Annotated in this window: 23 protein-coding genes and 1 pseudogene; 6 read left to right on the forward strand and 18 right to left on the reverse strand. The window is 64.8% G+C overall.

Going from position 1 to position 24,789, the window contains the following annotated elements; genetic code table 11:
* Positions 1 to 106: 106 nt before the first annotated feature.
* The 17 genes and pseudogenes from LB535_RS17765 to LB535_RS17845 all read right to left on the reverse strand — a co-directional run bounded on the left by LB535_RS17765 (position 107) and on the right by LB535_RS17845 (position 16,718).
* Entirely contained in the window at positions 107 to 850 is a 744-nt protein-coding gene (locus LB535_RS17765; RefSeq protein ID WP_224633128.1) for an SDR family NAD(P)-dependent oxidoreductase, read from the reverse strand.
* Positions 851 to 908: 58 nt separating this feature from the next.
* Positions 909 to 2,390, reverse strand: coding sequence for an amidophosphoribosyltransferase (gene purF, locus LB535_RS17770; protein WP_224544086.1), 1,482 nt, complete (start codon positions 2,388 to 2,390; stop codon positions 909 to 911).
* A 101-nt stretch (positions 2,391 to 2,491) separates the two neighbouring features.
* A complete protein-coding gene (locus LB535_RS17775; protein ID WP_140636064.1) occupies positions 2,492 to 3,169 on the reverse strand; it encodes a CvpA family protein in 678 nt (225 codons plus the stop codon).
* A 42-nt stretch (positions 3,170 to 3,211) separates the two neighbouring features.
* Positions 3,212 to 4,615: a DNA repair protein RadA gene (gene radA, locus LB535_RS17780; RefSeq protein WP_224633129.1), complete on the reverse strand. Its 1,404-nt coding sequence runs from the start codon at positions 4,613 to 4,615 to the stop codon at positions 3,212 to 3,214.
* A gap of 219 nt (positions 4,616 to 4,834) precedes the next feature.
* Entirely contained in the window at positions 4,835 to 6,325 is a 1,491-nt protein-coding gene (locus tag LB535_RS17785) for a replicative DNA helicase (RefSeq protein WP_095766996.1), read from the reverse strand.
* Between the two features lie 635 nt (positions 6,326 to 6,960).
* Positions 6,961 to 7,926 (reverse strand): small ribosomal subunit Rsm22 family protein, encoded by a 966-nt coding sequence (locus LB535_RS17790; RefSeq protein WP_224633130.1) that lies wholly within the window; start codon positions 7,924 to 7,926, stop codon positions 6,961 to 6,963.
* Between the two features lies 1 nt (position 7,927).
* Positions 7,928 to 8,251 carry a YnfA family protein gene (locus LB535_RS17795; RefSeq protein WP_224633131.1) on the reverse strand — a complete coding sequence of 108 codons (324 nt, stop codon included), beginning with the start codon at positions 8,249 to 8,251 and terminating at the stop codon, positions 7,928 to 7,930.
* Between the two features lie 68 nt (positions 8,252 to 8,319).
* Positions 8,320 to 9,606 carry an SAM-dependent methyltransferase gene (locus LB535_RS17800; protein WP_224633132.1) on the reverse strand — a complete coding sequence of 429 codons (1,287 nt, stop codon included), beginning with the start codon at positions 9,604 to 9,606 and terminating at the stop codon, positions 8,320 to 8,322.
* Positions 9,607 to 9,843: 237 nt separating this feature from the next.
* On the reverse strand, positions 9,844 to 10,428 hold the full coding sequence (rplI, locus tag LB535_RS17805) for a 50S ribosomal protein L9 (protein ID WP_095767000.1): 585 nt from the start codon (positions 10,426 to 10,428) through the stop codon (positions 9,844 to 9,846).
* 217 nt (positions 10,429 to 10,645) lie between these two features.
* Complete coding sequence (gene rpsR / locus LB535_RS17810; RefSeq protein WP_006203718.1) at positions 10,646 to 10,894, reverse strand: 30S ribosomal protein S18; 249 nt, start codon at positions 10,892 to 10,894, stop codon at positions 10,646 to 10,648.
* Positions 10,894 to 11,373, reverse strand: coding sequence for a 30S ribosomal protein S6 (gene rpsF, locus LB535_RS17815; RefSeq protein ID WP_224633133.1), 480 nt, complete (start codon positions 11,371 to 11,373; stop codon positions 10,894 to 10,896). The genes rpsR and rpsF overlap by 1 nt, the downstream gene beginning before the upstream one ends.
* A 359-nt stretch (positions 11,374 to 11,732) precedes the next feature.
* Entirely contained in the window at positions 11,733 to 12,854 is a 1,122-nt protein-coding gene (locus LB535_RS17820) for an ABC transporter permease (RefSeq protein ID WP_224633134.1), read from the reverse strand.
* A gap of 3 nt (positions 12,855 to 12,857) precedes the next feature.
* Entirely contained in the window at positions 12,858 to 13,034 is a 177-nt protein-coding gene (locus LB535_RS17825; protein ID WP_224627788.1) for a hypothetical protein, read from the reverse strand.
* Positions 13,035 to 13,127: 93 nt separating this feature from the next.
* Positions 13,128 to 13,640: pseudogene (locus tag LB535_RS29065) on the reverse strand (ABC transporter ATP-binding protein); the annotation flags it as partial.
* Positions 13,588 to 14,202, reverse strand: a complete 615-nt coding sequence (locus tag LB535_RS17835) for an ABC transporter substrate-binding protein (protein ID WP_224633135.1) — start codon at positions 14,200 to 14,202, stop codon at positions 13,588 to 13,590. The gene LB535_RS17835 and the pseudogene LB535_RS29065, both read right to left, overlap by 53 nt.
* A gap of 9 nt (positions 14,203 to 14,211) precedes the next feature.
* Positions 14,212 to 15,429: a sulfotransferase family protein gene (locus LB535_RS17840; RefSeq protein ID WP_224633136.1), complete on the reverse strand. Its 1,218-nt coding sequence runs from the start codon at positions 15,427 to 15,429 to the stop codon at positions 14,212 to 14,214.
* Entirely contained in the window at positions 15,429 to 16,718 is a 1,290-nt protein-coding gene (locus tag LB535_RS17845) for a type III polyketide synthase (RefSeq protein WP_318012308.1), read from the reverse strand. The genes LB535_RS17840 and LB535_RS17845 overlap by 1 nt, the downstream gene beginning before the upstream one ends.
* Before the next feature lie 63 nt (positions 16,719 to 16,781).
* Here LB535_RS17845 and LB535_RS17850 point away from each other — a divergent pair, with 63 nt between their 5' ends.
* Positions 16,782 to 17,486, forward strand: coding sequence for a class I SAM-dependent methyltransferase (locus LB535_RS17850; RefSeq protein ID WP_224633137.1), 705 nt, complete (start codon positions 16,782 to 16,784; stop codon positions 17,484 to 17,486).
* Positions 17,483 to 18,655 carry an NAD(P)/FAD-dependent oxidoreductase gene (locus LB535_RS17855; protein ID WP_095767006.1) on the forward strand — a complete coding sequence of 391 codons (1,173 nt, stop codon included), beginning with the start codon at positions 17,483 to 17,485 and terminating at the stop codon, positions 18,653 to 18,655. The genes LB535_RS17850 and LB535_RS17855 overlap by 4 nt, the downstream gene beginning before the upstream one ends.
* Before the next feature lie 107 nt (positions 18,656 to 18,762).
* On the opposite strand, the gene LB535_RS17860 is transcribed toward LB535_RS17855, so the two are convergent.
* The gene (locus LB535_RS17860; protein ID WP_224633138.1) at positions 18,763 to 20,688 is read right to left on the reverse strand and encodes an LTA synthase family protein; all 1,926 of its coding nucleotides are present in this window, start codon (positions 20,686 to 20,688) and stop codon (positions 18,763 to 18,765) included.
* 275 nt (positions 20,689 to 20,963) lie between these two features.
* Here LB535_RS17860 and fabD point away from each other — a divergent pair, with 275 nt between their 5' ends.
* The 4 genes from fabD (at position 20,964) to fabF (ending at position 24,689) form a co-directional block, all read left to right on the forward strand.
* Positions 20,964 to 21,917 (forward strand): ACP S-malonyltransferase, encoded by a 954-nt coding sequence (gene fabD, locus LB535_RS17865; RefSeq protein WP_224633139.1) that lies wholly within the window; start codon positions 20,964 to 20,966, stop codon positions 21,915 to 21,917.
* Positions 21,918 to 22,219: 302 nt separating this feature from the next.
* On the forward strand, positions 22,220 to 22,957 hold the full coding sequence (gene fabG, locus LB535_RS17870; RefSeq protein WP_140783695.1) for a 3-oxoacyl-[acyl-carrier-protein] reductase: 738 nt from the start codon (positions 22,220 to 22,222) through the stop codon (positions 22,955 to 22,957).
* A gap of 198 nt (positions 22,958 to 23,155) precedes the next feature.
* Positions 23,156 to 23,392, forward strand: coding sequence for an acyl carrier protein (locus LB535_RS17875; protein WP_006203723.1), 237 nt, complete (start codon positions 23,156 to 23,158; stop codon positions 23,390 to 23,392).
* Between the two features lie 34 nt (positions 23,393 to 23,426).
* Positions 23,427 to 24,689 carry a beta-ketoacyl-ACP synthase II gene (gene fabF / locus LB535_RS17880; RefSeq protein ID WP_095767010.1) on the forward strand — a complete coding sequence of 421 codons (1,263 nt, stop codon included), beginning with the start codon at positions 23,427 to 23,429 and terminating at the stop codon, positions 24,687 to 24,689.
* Positions 24,690 to 24,789: the final 100 nt, after the last annotated feature.

Raw genomic sequence — 24,789 nt, forward strand, 5'->3', positions numbered from 1 at the left:
TAGCAACTCCCATGGAGCAGCGAAAGCAGCGAGGCGGCACACGCTTTCGCCGCCCCGTTCACAGACCCGTGAATAGAGGGGTCGCGACGCCTCAGGCACCCAGGCTTTATTCCGGCTGCCGGTAGGCGACGAAGCGGTTGTGCTTGGCCTGGAAGATCAGGCCGGTCTCCTTCAGTTCCGGGCTTGCCAGGGGCACGATGCGCTTGGCGATCTCGGACGGATGCGGCAGCGTCTCCGGGTCTTCGCCGGGCATGGCCTGCGCGCGCATTGCGGTGCGGGTTGCGCCGGGATCGGCGGCGTTCACCCGCAACGCCAGGCTCTCGGTTTCATGGGCCCAGGAACGCATCATCGTTTCGACCGCCGCTTTCGAGGCCGCGTAGGGCGCCCAGAAGGCGCGCGCCGAATGCGCCGCATTGGACGACAGGATGATGGCGCGGCCGGCGTCGGAGAGCCTGAGCAGCGGATCGACCGAGCGGATCAGCCGCCAGGTCGCCGTCACGTTGATGGTCATCACCTTCTCGAAGGTCTTGGCCTCGACATGGCCGATCGGCGAGATGACGCCGAGCACGCCGGCATTGGCGACCAGGATATCGAGCTTGCCCCAGCGCTCATGGATCGCGCCGCCCAGCCGGTCGATGCCGGCCATGTCGGCAAGATCGAGCGGCACCAGCGTCGCCTGGCCGCGGCCGTCGGCCTTGATCTGGTCGTCCAGCTCTTCCAGCCCGCCGACCGTGCGCGCCACCGCGATCACATGCGCGCCTGCTGCCGCCAGCTCCCTGGCGATGAAATAGCCGATGCCGCGCGAGGCGCCGGTTACGACCGCCACGCGGCCGGAAAGGTCGAGGGTCATGTGAGAGATTCCATAAGGCGCGAGACAGCTCGGCGATGGCAAATGATAGTCCGGGCGCCTACGCCCCGCCGCTCGCCAGCAGCGACAGCGTGCGCACATTGTCGTGGCCTTCGAAGTCGAGCAGGCGGGTGGGGTACTGTCCCGTGAAGCAGGCGTCGCAGAATTGCGGCTGGTCGTTGTCGCGGCCGGCCTCGCCGACGGCGCGGTAGAGCCCGTCGATCGACAGGAAGCCGAGCGAATCGACGCGGATGAACTCCGCCATCTCCTCGACCGACATGCGCGACGCAAGCAGCTTCGACTTCTCCGGCGTGTCGACGCCGTAGAAGCAGGACGCGCTGGTCGGCGGCGAGGCGATGCGCATATGCACTTCCCTGGCGCCGGCGTCGCGCACCATCTGGACGATCTTCTGGCTGGTGGTGCCGCGCACGATCGAATCGTCGACCAGCACCACGCGCTTGCCCTCGATCATGCGGCGGTTGGCGTTGTGCTTGAGCTTCACGCCCATGTGGCGGATGGAATCGCCTGGCTGGATGAAGGTGCGGCCGACATAATGATTGCGAATGATGCCGAGCTCGAAGGGAATGCCGGCGGCCTGCGAGAAGCCGATCGCGGCCGGCGTGCCGGAATCCGGCACCGGCACGACGATGTCGGCCTCGACCGGGCTTTCCTGCGCGAGTTCCGCGCCAATGCGCTTCCTCACATCATAGACGTTGCGGCCTTCGACCGAGGAATCCGGCCGCGCGAAATAGACATATTCGAAGATGCAGAAGCGCGTCTTCTGCGGCTCGAACGGGAAGATGCTTTCGATGCCCTTCGCGGTGACCACCACCATCTCGCCGGGCTTGATGTCGCGCACGAAGCGGGCGCCGATGATGTCGAGCGCGCAGGTTTCGGAAGCGAGGATCCAGGCGCCGTCGAGGTCGCCAAGCACCAGAGGGCGGATGCCGAGCGGATCGCGGCAGCCGATCATCTTCTTGGCGGTCATCGCCACCAGCGAGAAGGCGCCTTCGACCTGGCGGATCGCATCGATGAAACGCGAATTCAAATCGCGCTCCTTGCTGGTCGCGACCAGATGCAGCAGCGTCTCTGTGTCGGAGGTCGAGGAGAAGATCGAGCCCTGCTTCTGCAGCGCGCGCTGCACGGTGAGCGCGTTGGTGAGGTTGCCGTTGTGAGCCACGGCAAGACCGCCTTCCGCGAGCTCGGCGAAGAAGGGCTGGATGTTGCGCAGCCCGGCGCCGCCGGTGGTGGCGTAGCGCGTGTGGCCGATGGCGCGGTTGCCTTGCAGGCTGTCGATGACGCGCTGTTTGGTGAAGGTATCGCCGATCAGGCCGACATGGCGTTCGACATGGAACTGGGTGCCGTCATAGGAGACGATGCCGGCCGCTTCCTGGCCGCGATGCTGCAGGGCATGAAGGCCGAGTGTGACGATGGCCGCCGCGTCCTGCCGGCCGAAGATGCCGAACACGCCGCATTCGTCATGAAAATGATCGTCGGCCTCGGCGGAAAGGACCTTGCCTTCATCTGCCGTTGAGTCTGCCATCTGGTGCTCAAGCTCCGCTAAAGCCGCCATATAAGGCGATCTATCGCCGAACGCAACGCACGCTTTTTTGCATTCACAACCGGCGCCAGGCCGGCTCGCGATCAGTTTGCCGGCGCTGGAGCCGGTGCGGGCGCTGGCGTGGCCGGCGCCGGCTCGTTGTCGGCAGGCGCCTCGCCCTCGCTGTCGTCAGGCGCCGGCGCGTTGTCGTCGCCTGCCGGCGGCTCGGCCGCGGGCTGGTCGGTCGTGGCCGGTGCGCCGGCCTGCGGCGTGCCCTTATGGGTGTATTTGTTGACCAGTTCCTCGGTGTTTTCCGGCAGCACGCTTTCGAGCTTGGCGCCGATCGTCTCCAGCAACGGCCGCGACTTGGCGTTGGCGATCCAGGCAGGCGCCTTGGCGCCGGCCAGCCAGTTGAAGAACAGCAGCGCCACCGCGACCACCAGGATGCCGCGCGCCGCGCCATAGAGAAAGCCGAGCGTGCGGTCGAGCGCGCCGATGCGGGAATCGATGATCCAGTCGGCGAGCTTCATGGTGATGACGGAGACGACGATCAGCGCGATGAGGAAGACGATGCCGGCAGAGGCCGCCATCGCGATCTTGTCGTTGTCGACATAGGGCTGAACATAGGGAAGCACCGGCTTGTAGAAGAAGAACGCCGCAGCCGCGGCCGCTGCCCAGGAAACCACCGACAGCACTTCGCGCGAGAAGCCGCGCACCATGGCGAGCATTGCTGAGACCAGGGTGAAGCCGACGAGGATTCCGTCAAGCAGCGTAATCGGCATGGTTCTCGCCCCACTTCCTGTCTTGCGGCCCGACGAGCCGCATCACTCCCCGTCGTCGGCACGACCGCGCCGTGAGCCGGCTATGCGCGCCACAAGGTCGGCAAGCTCGGTGGGCTGGAAAGCGCCGGCCCCGATTCCCCCGGCAAGTTCCTCGCTGCCGAGCGGCAGCACCGCGCTTCCAAAACCCAGCTTTTCGGCTTCCTTGAGGCGCTGCTGCGCATGCGCAACCGGCCTCACGGCGCCCGATAGGCTGATTTCGCCGAAATAGACGCAATCGGCGGGAAGGGCAAGACCGGTGAGTGACGAAACCAGCGCCGCGGCGACCGCGAGATCGGCCGCCGGCTCCGAGATCCGATAGCCGCCGGCAACGTTGAGATAGACGTCGTGCTGGCCGAAGCGGACGCCGCAATGCGCCTCCAGCACGGCGAGCACCATCGACAGCCGCGCGCCGTCCCAGCCGACGACGGCGCGGCGCGGCGTGCCGAGCGAGGAGGGTGCGACAAGCGCCTGGATCTCGACCAGCACCGGCCTTGTGCCTTCCATGCCCGCGAAAACCGCGGCGCCGGCGGACTTTGCGTGGCGCTCGCCGAGGAAAAGCTCGGATGGATTGGAAACCTCGCGCAGCCCCTTGTCCGACATTTCGAACACGCCGATCTCGTCGGTCGGCCCAAAGCGGTTCTTCACCGTGCGCAGGATGCGGAAGTGATGATTGCCTTCGCCCTCGAAGTAGAGCACGCCGTCGACCATGTGCTCGACGACGCGAGGGCCGGCGATCTGGCCTTCCTTGGTGACATGGCCGACGAGCACGATCGCCGCGCCTGTGGATTTCGCGTAGCGGATCATCGCCTGGGCGGCGGCGCGCACCTGGGTGACGGTGCCCGGTGCCGAATCGGCAAGGTCCGTCCACAGCGTCTGGATGGAATCGAGGATGACGAGGTCCGGCCGCTTGCCGTCGGCGATGGTCGCCAGGATGTCCTCGACATTGGTTTCGGCCGCAAGCTCGACCGGCGTCGAGGCGACGCCGAGGCGTTGTGCCCGCAGCCGGATCTGCGCCACCGCTTCCTCGCCCGAGACATAGACGATGCGGTGGCCTTTCGAGGCGAGCGCGGCGGCTGCCTGCGTCAAGAGCGTCGACTTGCCGATGCCGGGATCGCCGCCGACCAGAAGGGCCGAGCCGCGCACGAAGCCGCCGCCGGTGGCGCGGTCGAGCTCGCCGATGCCCGACACGATGCGCGGCGCGTCCTCGATGTCGCCCGACAGGCTGGTCAGCACCACGGCACGCCCTTTGCGGGCGTTGCGCGCGTTGGCCGGCCCCGAGCCGATGCCGCCGGACGTGCCTTCCTCAACCAGCGTGTTCCACTCACCGCAGGCATCGCATTTGCCGGCCCAGCGCTGATGCACCGAGCCGCAATTCTGGCAGATGAACTGAACGCGCGATTTGGCCATTAGGGACGGCCCAACATTGGATAGGCCGGCGGGACAGCGCCCCCCTCTGTCCTGCCGGACATCTCCCCCTCTAGGGGGGAGATCGGCAGTTTCGCCGACGGCGCCCATCTTGCAACGTCGGCGATTGGCGAAAGCCGATGCGACATCCAATCTCCCCCCTTGAGGGGGAGATGTCCGGCAGGACAGAGAGGGGGGTGACGGAGTGAGACCTGTCTCAACTCACTCGAACCTCTCCGGCAGATGATGCTCTTCCGCCAGATCCGAGAACCGCGTGAATTCGCCGTGGAAGGCCAGGCTGACGGTGCCGGTCGGCCCGTGGCGCTGCTTGGCGATGATGCACTCGGCCTTGCCGCGCGCTTCATTCATCTCGTTTTCCCACTTGATGTATTCCTCGGTGCCGAGCTTCGGCTCGCGGTTCTTGAGGTAATATTCCTCGCGATAGACGAACAGCACCACGTCGGCGTCCTGCTCGATGGAGCCGGATTCGCGCAGGTCCGAGAGCTGCGGGCGCTTGTCGTCGCGGCTTTCGACCTGACGCGACAGCTGCGACAGCGCGATGATCGGCACGCCGAGCTCCTTGGCCAGAGCCTTCAGACCCGTGGTGATCTCGGTGATTTCCTGCACGCGGTTCTGCGAGGCTCGCGCGGAGGAGCCCTGCATCAGCTGGATATAGTCGATGACGATGAGGTCGAGGCCGCGCTGGCGCTTCAGACGCCGCGCGCGGGCGGAAAGCTGCGCGATCGAGATACCACCGGTCTGGTCGATGAACAGCGGGATCTTCTGCATCGTCTGCGAGCAGGCGACCAGTTTTTCGAAATCCATCTCGGTGATCTCGCCGCGGCGGATCTTCGAGGACGAGATCTCGGTCTGCTCGGAGATGATGCGGGTGGCCAGCTGCTCCGACGACATTTCGAGCGAGAAGAAGCCGACGACGCCGCCATTGGCGGCCTTGAAGCTGCCATCGGCCTGCTGCGCCGGAACGTAAGCCTCGGCAATGTTGAAGGCGATGTTGGTGGCCAACGAGGTCTTGCCCATGCCCGGACGTCCGGCGAGCACGATCAGGTCGGAGGGCTGCAGGCCGCCCATGCGGCGATCGAGGTCGCGCAATCCGGTGGCGATGCCCGACAGGTGGCCGTCACGCATATAGGCGGCGTTGGCCATGTCAACGGCGGTCTTGACCGCATCGTTGAAGCTCTCGAAGCCGCCGTCATAGCGGCCCGTTTCGGCAAGCTCGAACAGCCGCCGTTCGGCATCCTCGATCTGGTCGGAGGGCGACATGTCGACCGGCGCGTCATAGGCGATGTTGACCATGTCCTCGCCGACGGTGATCAGCGCGCGGCGCGTCGCAAGGTCGTAGATGGCGCGGCCATAATCGGTGGCGTTGACGACGGTGACGGCCTCGACGGCGAGGCGCACGACATATTGCGCCACCGTCATGTCGCCGACCTTCTCGTCGGCCGGCAGGAAGGTCTTGAGCGTGATCGGCGTCGCAATCTTGCCCATGCGGATGAGCTCGGCCGCGATCTCGAAGATGCGGCGGTGCAGCGGCTCGTAGAAATGCGCCGGCTTCAAGAAATCGGAGACACGATAGAAGGCGTCGTTGTTGACGAGGATGGCGCCGAGCAGCGCCTGCTCGGCCTCGATGTTGTTCGGTGCCTCGCGATAGAGCGGCGTTTCCGCCGCGCCGAATTTCAGTGCCGCCTCTGCCATGATATCCCCGGTTTCGATCCCGCTGTCCTCGATATCAGAACGGGAAGATTCGATGCTGACCTTTCTGCAACACCCTCGGTCCAACCAGCTTGACGCCCCAATGTTCACAGGATCGGCAAACCATCCACAGGACAGTATTCCGGGGGCCCGATTCCAGTTGACTCGGCAAGCGGCGATTCTTAGTTGCAATTATGGAACGAAGCAAGAACATTTTGGGGGACCGATTGTCGTCCGACGCTCGCTCACAACCGACCAGCCGTATCCGCTCGCGCAAAGAATCGCGGACGTCCTCGCTGATCGCCAAAGTAGCGAGTTGCTTCTTTTGGGCGTTCACCTTTGAGATTAGCCGAAACGTTGGTGAAGTCGTCATCCACGGGCGGAGCAAGAAGCGAAGCGACGCGCGCAGACCCGAGGATCCATTCCGTGACCTGTGAGCGTCGCGGCGAGCCAGAACGAGCTCCGTTCTGCGCCGCCTTCATTCTTCGCGCAACGTCACGGAATGGATCCTCGGGTCTGCGCGCCGCTTCGCGTCGCTCCGCCCGTGGATGACGAAGTTCGCGCGCGTCGGCTGATCTCCAAAGTAGCGACGGGCATCGACGATACGTCTTCTCCCGATTTCATCGGCCTACGCTCCCTCAGTCCAGCGTGTCGCCCCAGTCAGCCCGTCGCGCCGCCTTGAACAACTCGCCGTCGCGCTTGCTGAACAGGCGCTCGCCGGCGCTGCCGTCCGGCTGGCAGAGTTTTAGCACCACCTTGCCGGAGCCCCCCTTTGGCGGCGCGATCACCCGCGCCGAATGCGCAGGCGCGGGCTGCCGGGAGGCGGCGAGGTAGATGAACTTCTCGTCCTCCCATGGCACCTCGGCCTCCTTGACCAGGCGATGCAGGCGCGAACGGGCGACGCGGCGCGCGAAATGGCACCAGTCGGGCGGAGCAAGCGGGCATGGCGCCGCGTGCGGGCAGGGTGCCGAAACATGCGCGCCGGCCGCAATCAGTTGGCGGCGCGCGGCAAGGATGCGCTGCCAGCCGGCGGGCGTGCCGGGCTCGACGATGAGCAATGTGTCGACCGTGAGCCGCCAGAGGCGGTCGATGAGCCTCAGCAGGGATAAAGGCACGATCTCGTCCAGCACATAGGCGGCGCTGACGAGGTCGGCGGGCATGATGCCGTCGAGATCGATGGTCGCGTCCCCGGCGATCCAGTCGGCGCGGGCCGTGATCGCGCCTTCCGCGAGCGCCTGGCCGACCTTGCGCACAGCAGCGCTTGCCTCGACCAGCACCGCCCGTTCCAGCTCAGGCCAGGTGTCAGTCGTGGCCCAAAGCATGGTGCCAGGTCCGGCGCCGACATCGAGCAGGCTCGCCGGCCGGAAGTCTGGGCGAACCTCGATCAAGGCATCGAGGCTGGCGCGCACGGCGGCATAGGTGGCGGGCAGCCGCGTCGCCAGATAGGCCTTGACGGCCATGTCTTCGCCCATATGCAGGCGGCCGTCGCGCAGCTCGGCGCGGTAGCGCTCCGAGAGCGTCCGCGCCGCCTGCTTCAGCGCCGAAAGCGGCACCTTCTCCAAGAGGCTGTCGACGCCTTGCCGGAGCGGGGCGGGCAGTTCCATCTCAGGCTCCCCTTGGAGCGAACAGGATGACCGAGGCGCCAACGATGCAGAGCGCAGCGCCGGCCAGATCCCAGCGGTCGGGACGCACCCCTTCGACCAGCCACAGCCAGCCGAGCGAGGCGGCGATGTAGATCCCGCCATAAGCGGCGTAGGCGCGGCCCGCCGCATCCGTGCCGACCAGCGACAGCAGCGACGCGAACAGCGCCAGCGAGACGAGGCCGGGGAGAAGCCAGAGCGCCGACTTCTCCAGCCGCCACCACGCCCAGAACGAAAAGCAGCCGGCGATCTCGGCAAGAGCGGCTGCGGTGTAGATGAGGTAGGTCATGAAAAAAGGTCTCGCGAACGAGACCTTTTTCGTGGCGTCAGGCCGCAATGGCAAGCGGCATTGCGCGGCTACCCCACCTTCCTGCGGCGGGTCGGCTTGGAGGGCGCCGGCGCCGCCGGCTCCTGGTGGCCGATATCGCGCAGCTCCAGCGCCTTCTCGCATTTGGCCATGTAGTCGCGCGTCATCGGCAGCGTGTCGTTCTTCTTGGCGATCTGGAACTGGAAGATCACCAGGTCCTGCCAGCGGAAGGCCGCCTCGGAGGCGGCGAGATAGAACTCCCACATGCGGCAGAAGCGCTCGTCATAGATCGCTTTCGCCTTGTCGCGGTTGGCGGCGAAGCGCTCGCCCCAATGCTTGAGCGTGTCGGCGTAATGCAGCCGCAGGATTTCGATATCGGTGACGACGAGGCCCGACTTCTCGATCGCCGGCATCACCTCCGACATCGCCGGGATGTAGCCGCCCGGGAAAATGTATTTGCGGACGAAGGCGCTGGTCGCCCACGGCACGCCGGAACGGCCGATGGTATGGAGCAGCATCACGCCGTCGGGCTTGAGCAGCGTCGCGGCCTTGTCGAAGAAGGTGCGGTAGTGATTGACGCCGACATGCTCGAACATGCCGACCGAGACTATGCGGTCGAAACGTTCGTTGATGTGGCGATAATCCTTGAGTTCGAAATGCACGCGGTCCTGCAGGCCCTGCGCATGCGCGCGGTCGGTGGCGACGCCATGCTGTTCGGTGGAGAGGGTGACGCCCTGCACGTCGACGTCGAAGACCTTGGCGAGATAGAGGCCCAGCCCGCCCCAGCCGGAGCCGATGTCGAGCACCGTCTGGCCGGCCTTGAGCCTCAGCTTGGCGGCGATGTGGCGCTTCTTGGCAAGCTGCGCCTCGTCGAGCGTCATGTCGGGCTGTTCGAAATAGGCGCAGGAATACTGCATGTCCTCGTCGAGGAAGAGCTTGTAGAGCTCGCCCGAGAGATCGTAGTGGCGTTCGACGTTGCGGCGCGAGCGCGCGGCGGTGTTGATCTGCTGCAGCCGGCGGAAGGCGTGGCGCAGCCCCTCGATCGCCTTCGACCAGGTTACGTCGATGCCGCTCGATCCCATGTTCTGGAACGCGATGCGCATCAGGCCGAGAACGCCGCCCTCGATCACGTCGAGCTCGCCGTCCATATAGGCTTCGGGCACCGCCAGCATCGGATCGAAGGTGATTGCGCGCTCGGCATGCGTGGTCTTGATGTGGATATGCACCGGCTCGCCGCTGCCGTCGCCGAACTTGTGCGTCGCGCCCTTCGGTCCGGTCACCTTGAGGTCGCCGGCGCGCACCAGGCGTTCGAGAACGTGTTTCAACAGGATATTCATGACCAAATGTCCCCTCAGTCGGATCACCCGGTAATCGGACTGGAATGCCAGATCGAAAATGCCTCGCCCGCGTCCAATCGACGCGCCACGCTGTAATGTGCACAAGATATGGGGTGTCGAAAAGTTCCTTTTGGCACAAAAAAGCCCGGGTCGAAGACCCGGGCGTTGGTCCAGAAATCCTGGACGTCTGCGAACCGAAGCGAAGCTTCGGAGGATATGCCAAATCAGGCCCAGAGATCAGGCGTTCTCTTCGCCGCCTTCGAATTCGGCGTTCGGGTCGAAGAAATTCTCCGGCCGGGCGTTGTCGTTGATGTCCTCGCCATAGATGGCTTCGGCGGTGGTCAGCGTCTCGCCCTTGGCCTGGCGCTCCGCCTCGTCGGCCGAACGGGCGACATTGAGCGTCACGGTGACCTCGACTTCCGGATGCAGCGCGATCGCCACGTTGGAGAGGCCGATGGTCTTGATCGGCTGGTTGAGCTCGACCTGGTTGCGGTTGACGGTGAAGCCTTCGGCGATCAGCAGATCGGCGATGTCGCGGGTCGACACCGAGCCGTAGAGCTGACCGGTCTCGCCGGCCGAGCGCACCACGATGAAGCTCTTGCCGTCGAGCTTCTCGGCGACCTGCGCGGCCTCCGACTTACGCTCCAGGTTGCGGGCTTCGAGCTGGGCGCGCTGGCCCTCGAACTTCTTCTTGTTGGCTTCGTTGGCGCGCAGCGCCTTGCCCTGCGGCAGCAGGAAATTGCGGGCGAACCCGTCCTTGACCTTGACGGTCTCGCCCATCTGGCCGAGGCGGGAAATGCGCTCGAGGAGAATGACTTCCATGGTTTCGTTCCTTCGGTTGGCGCCGGCCGGAAGGCTGGCGCAATGATCTGGAACAGGTCAGGAAGCTCTTTGCGGCGCTCGCCGCTCTTGTCGCTGTCCTGCCTGTCCTGGCAGTTAGAGGCCATCCGGCCCCAACTCGGGATTTGACTTGAACCGCGGCGCCCGTCGCCGTGGGTGGGGATGCGGGCGCCAAGCGCCCGCATCGAAGTTTCAGGCCTCAGCGAACCACGTAGGGCAGCAGGCCGAGGAAGCGGGCACGCTTGATCGCCTTGGCGAGCTCGCGCTGCTTCTTCTGGCTGACGGCGGTGATGCGCGAGGGCACGATCTTGCCGCGTTCGGAAATGTAGCGCTGCAGGAGACGCACGTCCTTGTAGTCGATCTTGGGCGCGTTGGCGCCGGAGAACGGGCAGGTCTTGCGGCGGCGATGGAACGGACGCCGGGTCGGGATCTGGTTGATGTCGACCATTATTCTGCACCTCCTTCAACGCCTTCGCGCGGACGGCGCGGGCCACGGTCGCCGCCGTCACGGTCGCCGAACGAACGCGGGCCGCGGTCACCGCGGTCGCCGAACGAACGCGGGCCACGGTCGCGGTCGCCGAAGCCGCCGCGCTCGGAGCGCTCTTCGCGCTTCTGCATCATCGCCGAGGCGCCTTCCTCATGCGCTTCCACCTTGATGGTGAGGAAGCGAAGGACGTCTTCCGACAGGCCCATCTGGCGCTCCATTTCGTTGAGCGCGGCCGGCGGGCAGGTGATGTCCATCAGCGTATAGTAAGCCTTCCGGTTCTTCTTGACCCGGTAGGTGAGGGACTTCAGTCCCCAGTTCTCGATCCGGCCGACCGATCCGCCATTCGCCGTGATGACGCCCTTGTACTGTTCGACAAGCGCATCAACCTGCTGTTGCGACAGGTCCTGCCGGGCAAGAAACACATGTTCGTAAAGAGCCATTATGTTTAAGTGCCTTTCTTCGTTTCTCTCACCGGCCCTCGCGGCTAAGCCTCTGCAACTTGTCTGACCCGATCGCGAAAGAGCGGGGAAGAAAGGAGCATCACGAGACGGTCGAGAGCGGAGACACGGGAGGCTGGAAGCCCTTCCGGCTTCGTGTCGCGACCTTCGAAAAGGCCGCGGCCCTCCGTTCAGCCCCCAGCAAGGACCGGCAGATTGCGCGGGTCTATATAGCAATTCGCCAGGAAGGCAAGGCCCGGCCTGCGTCGCCGATGCCGCGGACGTGCGAACCGGCCGTTTCGTTTACACGACAGATCGATGCTTTTGCTGGCACCGGAGCGCTGCCCGGCCGACACGGCAAGTCAGATCCTGCGGAGCGCTTCAGCGGGGAGAAGGCGCGTGGCGCGCCAAGCCGGGTAGAGTGCGCCGAGCGGCCCGGCGATGAAGACGAAGATCAGCGCCTGGGCGATCGACCAGCCTGACAGATAGGGCACGATCAGCCCCGCCGCGACCCTTGTCTTCGCCGCCGCTTCCATGGTCAGGGCGCCGAGAACGATGCCGATAACGCCGCCGGCTGCGCTCATGAAGACGCCTTCGATGAGGATGAGCCGAAGAATCCGCCGCGGCGCCCAGCCAAGCGCCGCCAGAACACCAATCTCGAACGTTCGTTCGTTCACGGCCATCAGCAGCGTGTTGGCGACCGCAACCGAGGCCATCGCCATGACGACCAGCGAAATCGTGCGGGCGATCGCCCGAAGCACATCGAAGATGCGGATGCTGTTGGCGAACTGCTCGGTGTCGACGACCACGAATCCCGGCGCGGCTGCAACGAGCCGGGTTCGGGCAGCGGCGATGCCGTCGGCGTCGAGCGGGCGCTTCAGTCTTACCTCGAACAAGGTAAAGGCGTCCTCCCGCGACAGGAGCTGCTGCAGCCCCTCGAGCGGAACGATGGCGCTGTTCTGGTTCAGCATGGACGAGAACGACGCGATGCCGACGATCCGATAGGGCTGGAACTGCAGCTCGACGGTATCGCCGACCCGCTTGTCCAATGCGCCGGCGATCGATTGGCCAAGGATCACCGGCCACTGGTCCCCCGGCACAGGGAGCCGCCCCGCTACGAGCGGCACGTCTTTCCACAGGAAGCTGCCGCTTGGCCAGCCGGCCATGACGATATTGGCGTCCTCGTCGGCAGTGGTGATGTTGAGGAGAACGCCCGACACCGCTTCGACATTCGGCACCGCCGAAAGCGCCGGGCCGAGCGCTCTGGGCACAGTGCTGCTCACCAAATTGAAGGTGCTGCGCTGGCTAACCACCAGATCCGCGCCGTTCTCATCGATTCCCGATGCAAATGAGCGCTGGACGCCGGCGGTCAGGCCGGTAAGCGCCACGAAGCCGGCGACCGCCAAGGCTATGCCGAGCACCGTGAGCAAAGTGCGCAGCGGACGTGCGATGAGACCGCGCAAGGGCAGGGTCAGCTCCGTCATGGGCTAGCCGATCCGCGATGCCGGTGCGGGCGCTGAGATTGCCGCCATCCGGCTGTCCGAGCGGATGCGGCCATCCGAGATCTCGACCCGGCGTCCGCACAACGCGGCCACGTCCTCGTCATGGGTCACCACGATCACTGCGGTCCCGAACTCGCGATGCGCATTGCCGATGATGTCCATGACGGATTGGCTTGTCTGCACGTCGAGGCTTCCTGTCGGCTCGTCGGCAAGAAGAAGCTTCGGACGGTTGGCGAGCGCCCGCGCAATTGCAAGGCGCTGGCGCTCGCCGCCGGAAAGCTCGGCCGGCTGCAGCATAGCGCGATCGGCAAGACCGAAATGCGCCAGAAGTTCCAGCGCGCGAGCGCGACGCTGCTGCGCTCCGCCGAGGTTTCCCAGCAGGGCCACCTCGATGTTTTCGCGCGCCGACAAGGAGGGGAGCAGGCAAAAGTTCTGGAACACGATGCCGATCCTGCTGGCCCGGACTGCTGCCCACGCAGCGCTTCCGTTGACGGCCCGTCCTTCGAACCGAACTTCGCCGCGGGTCGGCCGGTCAAGCCCGCAGACCAGGTTCAGGATCGTCGATTTGCCGCTGCCGCTGCGGCCGACAATCGCGACGGTCTCGTCATTCCCGATTGCGAGCGACACGTCGTCAACGGCGACGATGCGGCCGCCGTCAAAATCGCGGCCGACATTGCTCAATTCGACGAGGAGGGACATGAGCGCCGGCGAGGAGTCATACCCGGCCTTTCCTGAGATCGACGACAAGCGCGGGGATCGAGCCGCCATTGCCGGCGAGGATCTGGCCGATGCGGTCCCGCTGCCGCACGGTCACCGACCCGCCGTCGATAAAGACATCGCCGATACAGAGTTGCCCGCGGCAGCGGCGGACACGCCAGTCCACGGACGTTGGGCCGCGGAGCTGCCGGCGGAATTCGCTGCGCACCAGTATGTCGCCGTTGGCCAGGGCCTTTGTGCCGAGCACGGTGAAAGTCTTGTCCTGCGTCCGTTCCAGCTTGTCGGCCAGCCCGTGTGCGATGGCATAAAGAAGCGCATCGACCACCGCGGCGCGGTCGTCGGCGCTCGCGCTGCGCCAACGCGTCCCGAGCACAGCCTGGGCAATTCCCTTTCCGTCGAAGGCCGCTGAGATCGAGCGGAGCTGCGCCTCGGCGGGCCCGCCGCGCCCGAGCACGAGCGCCGCCTGGCGCACGGTCTCAACCAGCTTGATCGCATCGCCTTGCTCGTCGGCAACCGCCGAGATCGGCGGGGCGCAGATGCTGAGCAACAGAGGGACGAGCAACAGCCGGGCCAAACCTGCCCAGCTTGCGTATGACCATGGGCCTGCCGTCATGATGCCATGTCATCCAATGCGCGGTTGGCTGTCAATATTGAGCGCCCCGGGAGGCAGCGCAGGCACATGCCCGAAATTGGAAGCGAGCGGTTCGAGGCGGGCTACGCGCGCTTTCTGCCCTTCCGTCAGGTCGGGATGGCGGTTGCGCGGCTGTTTGCCGAACGTCGCGGCTACTTGCAGCATGCGCTCCTCGCAGCCGTGGGAGAATGGCAGGCCCAGTTCGCGGTAGATCCGCTTCATCTCGCCCGTCGGATCGGCAATGAGATCCTGCAGCCGCACCTCGGCGAGGTCGGCGGCTGGAATCCGGGTTCTATCAGCCAGATAGTGCATCTCCGTCGCGAGATATTCGCAGGCGATGATCTCTTCCTGCTCGTGCTCGGGCAGCGGCGGCTGCAGGGCGAACGCACGCTGCAACTCGCGCGTCAGAACAAGGTTGGACCGGAACACCGCTTCCGGCGAACGCGAGATGTGGACAAACTTGGCGCCAGGGAACAGCTCCAAAAGGTGACGAACGCGCGCCGTGTGGCTCGGCGACTTGAGCAGAAGTCGCCGCCCTCCGGCAACGAGCGTGAGCTTCTGGACGAAAGCGAGCTGATGTGAGCGCCAGCGGTTCAGCTCTTGCGCCGAAAGCGAGTCGAGATCCTGATATCGATTGAAGAAGGTTTGCCGGCGGGGAAGCACGGCGCGTCCCGCCAGGATCGACATTCCACCCAGATTGTTCAATGCGAAGTCGTCCTCCGCCGGCAGCCTGGCGCCAACCGGCACGACCGCGTCGAGGCGCGTCAACGGCAGCAAGGGCACGAAAAGATAGCGCAGCAGGGCCCAGCCAAGGACGAATGTCTGAGGCGCCAGGACCTGCGGCCAGCCCGGCGATCTCAGGTCCGGGTCCGCCGACAGCAGGTTCTGCAAAAAAGTCGTCCCGGAGCGGAAGTAGCCAAGAACGAACACAGGCGCGTTATCCGGTTCCATCCGGGGAGGTCGCAGCCGCAGCCATGCCCCAAGGATCACGCGCTCCGGCAGGGAGGCGATCGTGTTGATGCCCGAAATCAGGAACAGGAGCATCAGGCGCGGCCAATAAACGGGAGGCAGCCGGCCTCCCGCACGCCATAGGACGCGCAACACGGCGTCAAGAGGTGCCACACACATGAAGTGCGGATACGGCAGATAGGGCACCAGCCAACGGGCTGCGAAAGCACGGACGCGGTGCCGCATGGCATTCGACTTCATCAGGCAGTCCGGAACATCATGGTCTCGGTGGTCAATCCCGGCCCGAACGCCATGCCGCAGCCGAGCAAGCCCGACGGCTCCTTCAGCATTTCGGCCATCGCGAACATTACGGTGGCCGACGACATGTTGCCGTATTGCCGGAGCACTTCGCGCGATGCGGCGAGCGCGGCCGGCTTCAGTTCGAGCGCCCGCTCGACCGCGTCGAGCACCGAGCGGCCGCCGGGATGCACCGCCCACAAATCGATCTCCTTGGCGGGCCTGCCGCCGAGGATGGCCGGATGCTCGTTGCGCAGCGTCTCACGGACGGCACCGGGAACCTGCCCGGACAGCACCATGTCAAAGCCGTCGTCGCGGATATTCCAGCTCATCAGCTCCTTGCGCTCCGCCGCCACGATCGCGTGGAAGCTTTCGAGCAGGATGCCGTGCGGCTCGGCTGTCACCAGCGAGGCCGCGCACCCGTCGCCCCATAGACAGAACGAGATCAGCTTCTCGAGCTCCGTGGCCTCCTTGAAATGCAGCGTGCACAATTCGATGTTGACGATCAGCACGCGGGCCTTCGGATCCGATCGCACGATGTGGCGCGACAGCTTCAAGGCGTTGATGGCGGCATAGCATCCCATGAAGCCGATGATGGTGCGCTCAACCGACGTCGACAGGCCGCATCGCTGCACCAGCTCGAGGTCGATGCCGGGCGCCGAAAAGCCGGTGCAGCTCGTCACGATCAAATGCGTGATCAGCGAGCGGTCGTCGTTGGCCAGAAGTCTGTCGACGGCCCTTTGCGCGAGTTCCGGTGCGGCGGCTTCGTACATCCGCATACGCATTGCGGTGCTGGCGAACGAGCCTCTGACCGAGGTGCCGTCGCGGTCGATTGCCCCGCCGCGCGGATCGTCGGCAGGCGCAAAGCAGGAATAACGATGTTCGATCCCGGCCAGAGCGACCATTCGCTCGAAGAGCGCAAGGCGCTGCGCGTCGTTTTCAAGCAGCGAGGCTCCATAGCCGAGGAAGAACCGATGCACGTCATGTTCGGGGACACACGTGACAATGCCGTTCAGATACGCTTGAGGGGACAAAATAGCTCCGAGCATGAGCGCAATCGGGCTCATAAGGTCTGCGAATTGGAGAAGCGTTCCTAAGGTAAACGCCTGCATAGAGCATTTTATTGCGCGGTGCCGATATTTCTCATTAGCAAACTGTGATATCAGCCTCCGATCTCGCATGAAGGGACCGACTTTCTTCGCTATCCGGGTTGGGTTCAAATGCGGGTTCCGCGACCGGCAGCGCGCGGCCATGAAGATACGACCGAATTCTATTTGCCGGATTGCCGGCTGAAGCCTAGATTTCCGATCCATCGCATGACCGACATGGACATCCGGCATCTGGAGCCAGAACTCCTTGACGGCCTCCCGGCCGACGATCCCCGTGCAATTGCATCCCGTCGCGATCTCGTTCGCATCAATGCATTGATGTTCCAGGCCAGGATCATGGCATCGCTGATGCGGCAAAACGTGCAAAAGCCGCCGCTGCGCATCCTCGAAATAGGCGCCGGCGACGGAAAGTTCATGCTGGCGGTGGCGCGGCTGATGGCGCGCCATTGGCCCGACGTCGAGATCGTCATGGTCGACAGGATCGGCTTGATAGGCGAGGACTTGCGCAGCTCTTTCGCTGAATTGGGCTGGCAGGCGCAGCCCGTGACTGCGGATCTGTTCGATTGGACCCAGGACAGGCCCTTCGACCTTGTTTGCGCCAACCTTATCCTCCACCACTTCGACGACATGCGCCTGCAGGAGCTGTTTTCTCGGATGATGACGATGGCCCCGATGCTCGTCGCCACGGAGCCGTTGAGAGCCAAGGTGCCGCTTTTGGCGACAGGGTTTCTGCGATTGATCGGCGCCTGTGCGGTAACGCTGAATGATGCAGCGCAAAGTGTGCGCGCCGGTTTTCGTGGCACGGAACTTTCACAATTGTGGCAACTGTCAGGTGGAACGCCCGTGATGGAGGGCCGCAGAGGCCTGTTTACGCAAGGTTTTGTTGGCGCGAGCACGCTCGATACGAAATGATGCACGACGCAATTGTCATCGGTGCCGGTCCTGCCGGAAGTTCCACCGCCATTGCACTCGCCCAACATGGTTGGTCGGTGGCAATGGTGGAGAAGGTGGCATTTCCTCGCCGCAAGGTCTGCGGCGAATTCATGTCGGGCACCAGCCTTGCCTTGCTCGATCAGCTGGGCGTCGGCGAGAGCTGGCGCGCGGAAGCCGGCCCCGAGATAAGGCGCGTCGGGTTCTTTTCGGGCGATGTCTCGGCGCAGGCGCGAATGCCGAGCGCCAAGACGGGTCTCGGCCGCGCGCTCGGCCGCGATCGTCTGGACACCATCCTGCTGCAGGCTGCCGAACGTGCGGGTGTCGAGATCCTCCAGCCTTGCAAGGCAGTCGCCATCTGCCGGCGCGATGACTTGCAATTTCTGACTGTGGAATCCGACCAGCAACAGAAGCTGCTCAGCACACCCGTCATCATTGCCGCGCACGGATCCTGGGAAACCGGGAAACTTCCGAGCCAACTTGAAAGAACCAGCCAACCCTCCGACCTTTTCGGCTTCAAGGCGCATTTTACCGGCGCCGCGCTGGCGCCCGATCTGATGCCGCTGCTGGTATTCCCAGGCGGATATGGCGGGATGGTAACTGCGGACAATGGTCGGGTTTCAATCTCCTGCTGTATCCGCCGCGATGTTCTATCCGGGCTGCGCCGGCGCTTTGGGAATATTGCGGCGGCGGATGCGGTATCGCGCCACGTCCTGGCCTCGTGCCGAGGCGTGCGAACTGCGCTGGCAGGTGCCGAATTGGATGGCCCATGGCTGGCTGCGGGACCGATTCATCCGGGCATCCGGGCCGGTTACGATCAGGGCATCTTCCGTGTCGGCAACATCGCGGGCGAGTCGCATCCTGTCATCGCCGAAGGGATTTCGATGGCGCTGCAATCGGGCTGGCTGCTTGCGCGAGAACTGATCGTATCGGGCAAACGTCGCGAGGACCGCGACGCCGCCGGGCATCGCTACGAACGCGAATGGCGTCGGCAATTCTCGACCCGTCTGCGTGCCGCGGCCTTGATTGCGAAAATAGCGCTTGGGCCAGGTGGCGCGTCGGCCATGCGCGCCGTGATCAAGAATTTTCCGGCCGCTTTGACGCTTGGCGCTCGGCTGAGTGGAAAGGTCCAGCCCGTTCCAGGCTTTTGACGTCTAGTCTAAATCGCAGCGACAAAACCTTTCCAAGGCCCGGCATCGAAGCATCGTTTCCCGCCACGGACTGCGATAGCCGCGATCGGCTGTGACCGCCGGTCAGCTCAGCTTGTATGCGCGACCAGCCTGTTCACCGTCTCGGGGAAGAAGTCGGGCGCCGAGAGCCGCTTGCCGAACATCATGTCGTATTGAATGAGCCGGAAATCGTTGATCTTCGGATCGATCTGCTTCTGCCTCGCCCAATCCGGCGTTGCTTCGCCCACGGGCGACAGGAGCAGGTTGCGGTCGACCACCCGGTAGTGTTCGCGCAGCGCACCGAGGAAGCCGGTGTAATAGGGGTGGCTGATGCCTGCCGTGGTCAGGATATGATAGGGCAGGAAGGCCGGGCTCACCGAGCCGATGTTCTCGACCGGACCGGAGCGGTTCGACCAGATAACCAAAGGCGTATCGTGGTGTTCGAGCGCGGCGACCGCCGGCTCCTTGCGCGGCGCGACATTGTCCTTGAGGAAGCCGGTCTCGACATAGACGGGTCCGAGCGGCGGCAGATGGTCGCCGAAGAAGGCGATGATGGTCGGCCGCTGGCGGGCCTTCGCCCAGTCGATCAGGCGCTGCAGGCCGCGGTCGGCGTCGGCCGACCCCTCGGCATAGGAAAGCAGCGATTCCCGCGCCCAGGAACTGATCGGCGCGTCGATCGAATGCGTCGGGTTGTAGTAGCGGTAGGGCTCGTAAGGACCGTGGTTCTGCAGGCTGACGGCGAACAGGAACACCGGATCGTCGCTGGTGTCGGCCTCGCGGATGATCTCGTCGGTCATCGCCGCGTCGGAAGCCAGCGGCCCGCGCTTTTCCATCGGCGGCAGCGTCTCTTCGGAGCGGAAGTCGTTGAAGCCGAAATCGGCATAGACGGCGCCGCGGTTCCAGAACCAGTTGGTGCCGGGATGGATGGCGCGCGCCCGGTAACCCTGGCTCTTCAGGAAGGTCGCCAGCGACGGGGTCGGGGTGCGCACATATTGCTGATAGGGGATCGAGCCGGCCGGCAGGAAGGCGTTGGAAAAGCCGGTCAGCGCCTCGAACTCGATATTGGCGGTCATGCCGCCGAACTCGGGCGAGAACATCGAGCCGGAGCGCAACGCCCTGACCGTCGGGATCGGGTCGGGCTTGATGGTGACGCCGGGCAGGTGCGTCGGATCCCAGAAGGATTCGCTCATCACCACCACGATATCCGGCTTCTCGTCCGGCATGGAAGCGGCGACGTCGGGGCGCTGGATCGCGGCCATCGTCTTCTCGGAATAGCCGGGCGGCGCCGCGACATGCGCCATCGGCACGTTCATCGCGAAGGCCAGCGCAAAGCCGTTGGAGGCGTAGTTCTCCTTCTGGTCCCACATAATCGGGATGATCTGCAGCCGGTCGCGCGTCCACGAGAAGGTGGCGTAGTCCATGATCGAGACGAAGAAGGCGAGCAGCGGCACGGCAAGCGCCAGCCGCGCCAGGCGGCCCTTGCGGCTGAGGATGGGCACCCGCCGGCGCCAGGTCCGCCAGCCGTAGACGAGCAGCGTCAGACCGCCGACGATGCCGACCGCCAGCATGACGGCCGTCCACGGGCGCTCGCGCACCAGGAGCGGCATCAGCGCCATGATCTGGCGGGCGAATAGGAAATCCGTGGGATAGAGCGGGTCGCCGAGGTAACGCGATTTCTGGTGGCCGACAAAGGCCAGCGCCAGCGTCAGCGGCGCCACGATCATCAGGCTCTGGTGGCTTCGGCCGAGTATGGCGTCCAACCCGAGCAGCACCAGGGCGAAGACGATGATGGTGGTCCAGCCGGGCTTGAAGGGCTGCATGAAGAAATCGACCGTGCCGAAGAAATCGCCGCGTACGATCAGCTCGATCGCGAATACAAGCAGGGCTGAGGCAAGAAGCGTCGACAGGCCGTAGCGCACGGTCGGCCAGGCTCGTCCCGGCAGATAGCCGGTGGACGGATCGTCTTCCAAAAATTGCGGCGCGGGTTTGGCCGCGCCTTTCCTGATCCTTGCCACTTTGCTTCCCCGGCCCTTGTCACGCGTCTTCCACTCGCGTCACGCCACTGTCATCGAAATGTCACGCAAAGCTAGCGCCTGTGGCGGAAATAAGAAGAGCCAGCAAAATAAACGTGAGCGGTTTTCATCAGGTGTGATCAAGTAAAAGGCCTTTTGGAACAGGCAGTCAGCAGGGTTTCCGACCGAAATGCAGGCCGAAGAGACGCCTGCGGGCTTGACTTGGCTGTCCGCCTTGCGCCAGAGGCAGACAAAACCAGCCTCTGGAGAGACCTCAAATGGCCGTCGCATTCACCTTTCCGGGACAGGGCAGCCAGGCCGTCGGCATGGGCAAGGACCTCGCCGATGCATTCCCCGAAGCGCGTCGCGTCTTCGAGGAAGTGGACGCAGCGCTCGGCGAAAAACTGTCGAAACTCATCTGGGAAGGGCCGGAAGAGACGCTGACGCTGACCGCCAATGCCCAGCCGGCGCTGATGGCGATGTCGCTGGCGGCGATGCGCGCGCTCGAAGCGCGCGGCTTCTCGCTGAAGGACAAGGTGGCTTATGTCGCCGGCCATTCGCTTGGTGAATATTCCGCGCTTGCTGCGGCCGGCTTCGTTTCGGTCGGCGACGCGGCGCGGCTGCTTCGGACCCGCGGCAACGCCATGCAGGCGGCGGTGCCGGCCGGCGAGGGCGCCATGGCCGCGATCATCGGGCTGGAACAGGCCGACGTCGAGGCCGCTTGCGCCGAGGCAGCTCGCGAGGTCGGCAACGGCTCCGTCTGCCAGGTCGCCAACGACAATGGCGGCGGCCAGCTGGTGATCTCCGGCGCCAGGCCGGCGGTCGAGCTGGCGGCGAAGCTGTGCACCGAAAAAGGCGCCAAGCGGGCGCTGATGCTGCAGGTTTCCGCCCCCTTTCATTCGGCGCTGATGACGCCTGCCGCCGACATAATGCGCGAGGCGCTGGCCGGTGTCGCGAAATCCGCGCCGGTGGTTCCGATCGTCTCGAACGTCACCGTAACCCCGACCAGCGACCCCGATGAGATCGTCCGCCGCCTGGTCGAGCAGGTGGTCGCCCGCGTGCGTTGGCGAGAGACGGTGGAATGGTTTGGCGCCAACGGCGTTGCGAGCCTCTACGAAGTCGGCGCAGGCAAGGTGTTGTCGGGCCTGGCGCGCCGCATCAACCGCGACATCGCCACCGGCGCCGTGGGCACGGCGGCGGAAGTCGAGGCCGCGCTGGCGGCTTTGGGGTGAGGCCCCGTTTTCGTCATTCTAGGGCGGAGCAAGGAGCGAAGCGACGCAGCGCAGACCCTAGAATCCATGCCGTGACTTGGAAGTGCCGCCGCGGTGCAGAATTCTGCTCCGTTGCATCCTTCGGCCAATGTCACGGCATGGATCCTCGGGTCTACGCGTCCGCTTCGCTCCCGCTCCGCCCGTGGATGACGACGGGAAGGAGGCCTTCGCCAATGTCCGACGCTTGTCTAGCGTGACTTGGACGATATGACGTATACGGAACGCGACTGCTTGCAGCCGTCTGGAAAAATGAGGTTGAAGATATGTTCGAACTGACCGGCCGCAAGGCGCTCGTCACCGGCGCATCGGGGGGCATCGGCGAGGCGATCGCCAGGGTGCTGCACAGCCAGGGCGCGATCGTCGGCCTGCACGGCACCCGTGTGGAGAAGCTGGAAGCCTTGGCGGGCGAATTGGGCGACCGCGTAAAACTGTTTCCGGCGGACCTGACGAACCGCGACGCGGTCAAGGCGCTCGGCCAGAAAGCGGAGGCCGATCTCGAGGGCGTCGACATCCTGGTCAACAATGCCGGCATCACCAAGGACGGCCTGTTCGTGCGCATGTCGGACGCCGACTGGGATTCGGTGATCGAGGTCAACCTCACCGCTGTGTTCCGGCTGACCCGCGAACTGACCCATCCGATGATGCGCCGCCGCCATGGCCGCATCATCAACATCACCTCGGTGGTCGGCGTCACCGGCAATCCCGGCCAGACCAACTACTGCGCCTCCAAGGCAGGCATGATCGGCTTTTCCAAGTCGCTGGCGCAGGAGATCGCCACCCGCAACATCACCGTCAACTGCGTCGCCCCGGGCTTCATCGAATCGGCCATGACCGACAAGCTCAACGACAAGCAGAAAGAGACGATCATGGCCGCGATCCCGACCCGGCGCATGGGCACCAGCGTTGAAGTGGCGTCCGCCGTCGCTTATCTCGCCTCCAACGAGGCGGCCTATGTCACCGGCCAGACCATTCACGTCAACGGCGGCATGGCAATGATCTGAGGTGGGGCGGGCGCCTGTGAAAACAGCCATTTCGGCTTGGACGCCCGTCATTTTTCGTGTAATGCGGCCCGCAACCCGGCGGTTCGGGCAAAAACCGGTCCTGTGGCGTTGCGTTGCCCGCAAGACCATCTTTCAGCTTGATTAGCGGCATTCCGCCCGCTAACGAAGATAGACAACCTAAGACGAGGATTGCCCCAAATGAGTGACACCGCAGAGCGCGTCAAGAAGATCGTCATCGAGCATCTCGGCGTCGATGCCGACAAGGTGACGGAGCAGGCGAGCTTCATCGACGATCTGGGCGCGGACAGCCTCGACACGGTTGAACTCGTCATGGCGTTCGAAGAAGAGTTCGGCGTCGAGATTCCGGACGATGCGGCCGAGACCATCCTCACCGTCGGCGACGCCGTCAAGTATATCGACAAGGCCTCGGCCTGAGTTCTTTCGCAGGCATAACCGGGGAGGACCTGCGATGAGGCGTGTCGTCGTCACGGGCCTTGGCCTGCTTTCGCCGTTCGGCATGGGCGTCGAGCATAGCTGGCGGGAATTGCTCTCCGGCCGCAGCGCCTGCCGGCGCGTCACCGAATTCGAGGTGGACGATCTTGCCTGCAAGATCGCCCACATCATTCCGCGCGGCGACGGCTCGAACGGCACCTTCAATCCGGAGGCTGTGCTCGAGCCGAAGGAACTGCGCAAGATCGGCGAGTTCATCCTCTACGGCATCGCGGCCGCCGACGAGGCGCTGGCCGATTCCGGCTGGAAGCCTGAGACACATGAGGACCAGTGCGCCACCGGCGTTCTGATCGGCTCCGGCATCGGCGGCATCGACGGCATCGCCGAGAACGCGATGATCCTGAAGGAACGCGGCCCGCGCCGCATCAGCCCCTTCTTCATCCCCGGACAGATCATCAATCTGGTCTCGGGCCAGGTTTCCATCCGCCACGGCCTGAAGGGCCCGAACCATGCGGTGGTCACTGCCTGCTCGACCGGCGCGCACGCCATTGGCGACGCCGCCCGGCTGATCATGTGGGGCGATGCCGATGTGATGCTGGCCGGCGGCGCCGAGGCGCCGGTCACCCGGCTGTCGATTGCCGGCTTCGCCGCCTGCCGCGCGCTGTCCACCGAGCGCAATGACAGCCCCGAAACAGCGTCGCGTCCTTATGATCGCGACCGCGACGGCTTCGTCATGGGCGAGGGCGCGGGCGTCGTCGTCCTGGAAGAGCTGGAGCACGCCAAGGCCCGCGGTGCCAAGATTTATGCCGAGGTCACCGGCTATGGCCTGACCGGCGATGCCCACCATATCACCGCGCCGGCCGAAGATGGCGATGGCGCCTTCCGCTGCATGATGGCGGCGCTGAACCGGGCGAAACTCTCGCCGGCCGACGTCGACTACATCAACGCGCACGGCACCTCGACCATGGCCGACACGATCGAGCTCGGCGCCGTCGAGCGGCTGGTCGGCAATGCCGCCTCGAAGATCTCGATGTCGTCGACCAAGTCGTCGATCGGCCATCTGCTGGGCGCCGCGGGTGCCGCGGAAGCGATTTTCTCGATCCTCGCCATCCGCGACAACGTCGCGCCGGCAACCATCAATCTCGACAATCCGGAACGCGAGACGGCGATCGATCTCGTGCCGAACAAGCCGCGCCAGCGTCAGATCGATGTCGCGCTGTCGAATTCCTTCGGCTTCGGCGGCACCAACGCCTCGCTCGTGTTCCAGCGCTACAATGGCTGAAAGGCCAACGGGAGCAATCCCGGAAAGAGTGCTCAGCGCTTTCCGCCCCGGGATTGCTCAGAAAAAGACAACCAGCCGGCAGTCCCGCCACCTGCCGTCA

The sequence above is a fragment of the Mesorhizobium sp. CA10 genome, assembly GCF_020165285.1.
Taxonomy (GTDB): Bacteria; Pseudomonadota; Alphaproteobacteria; order Rhizobiales; family Rhizobiaceae; genus Mesorhizobium.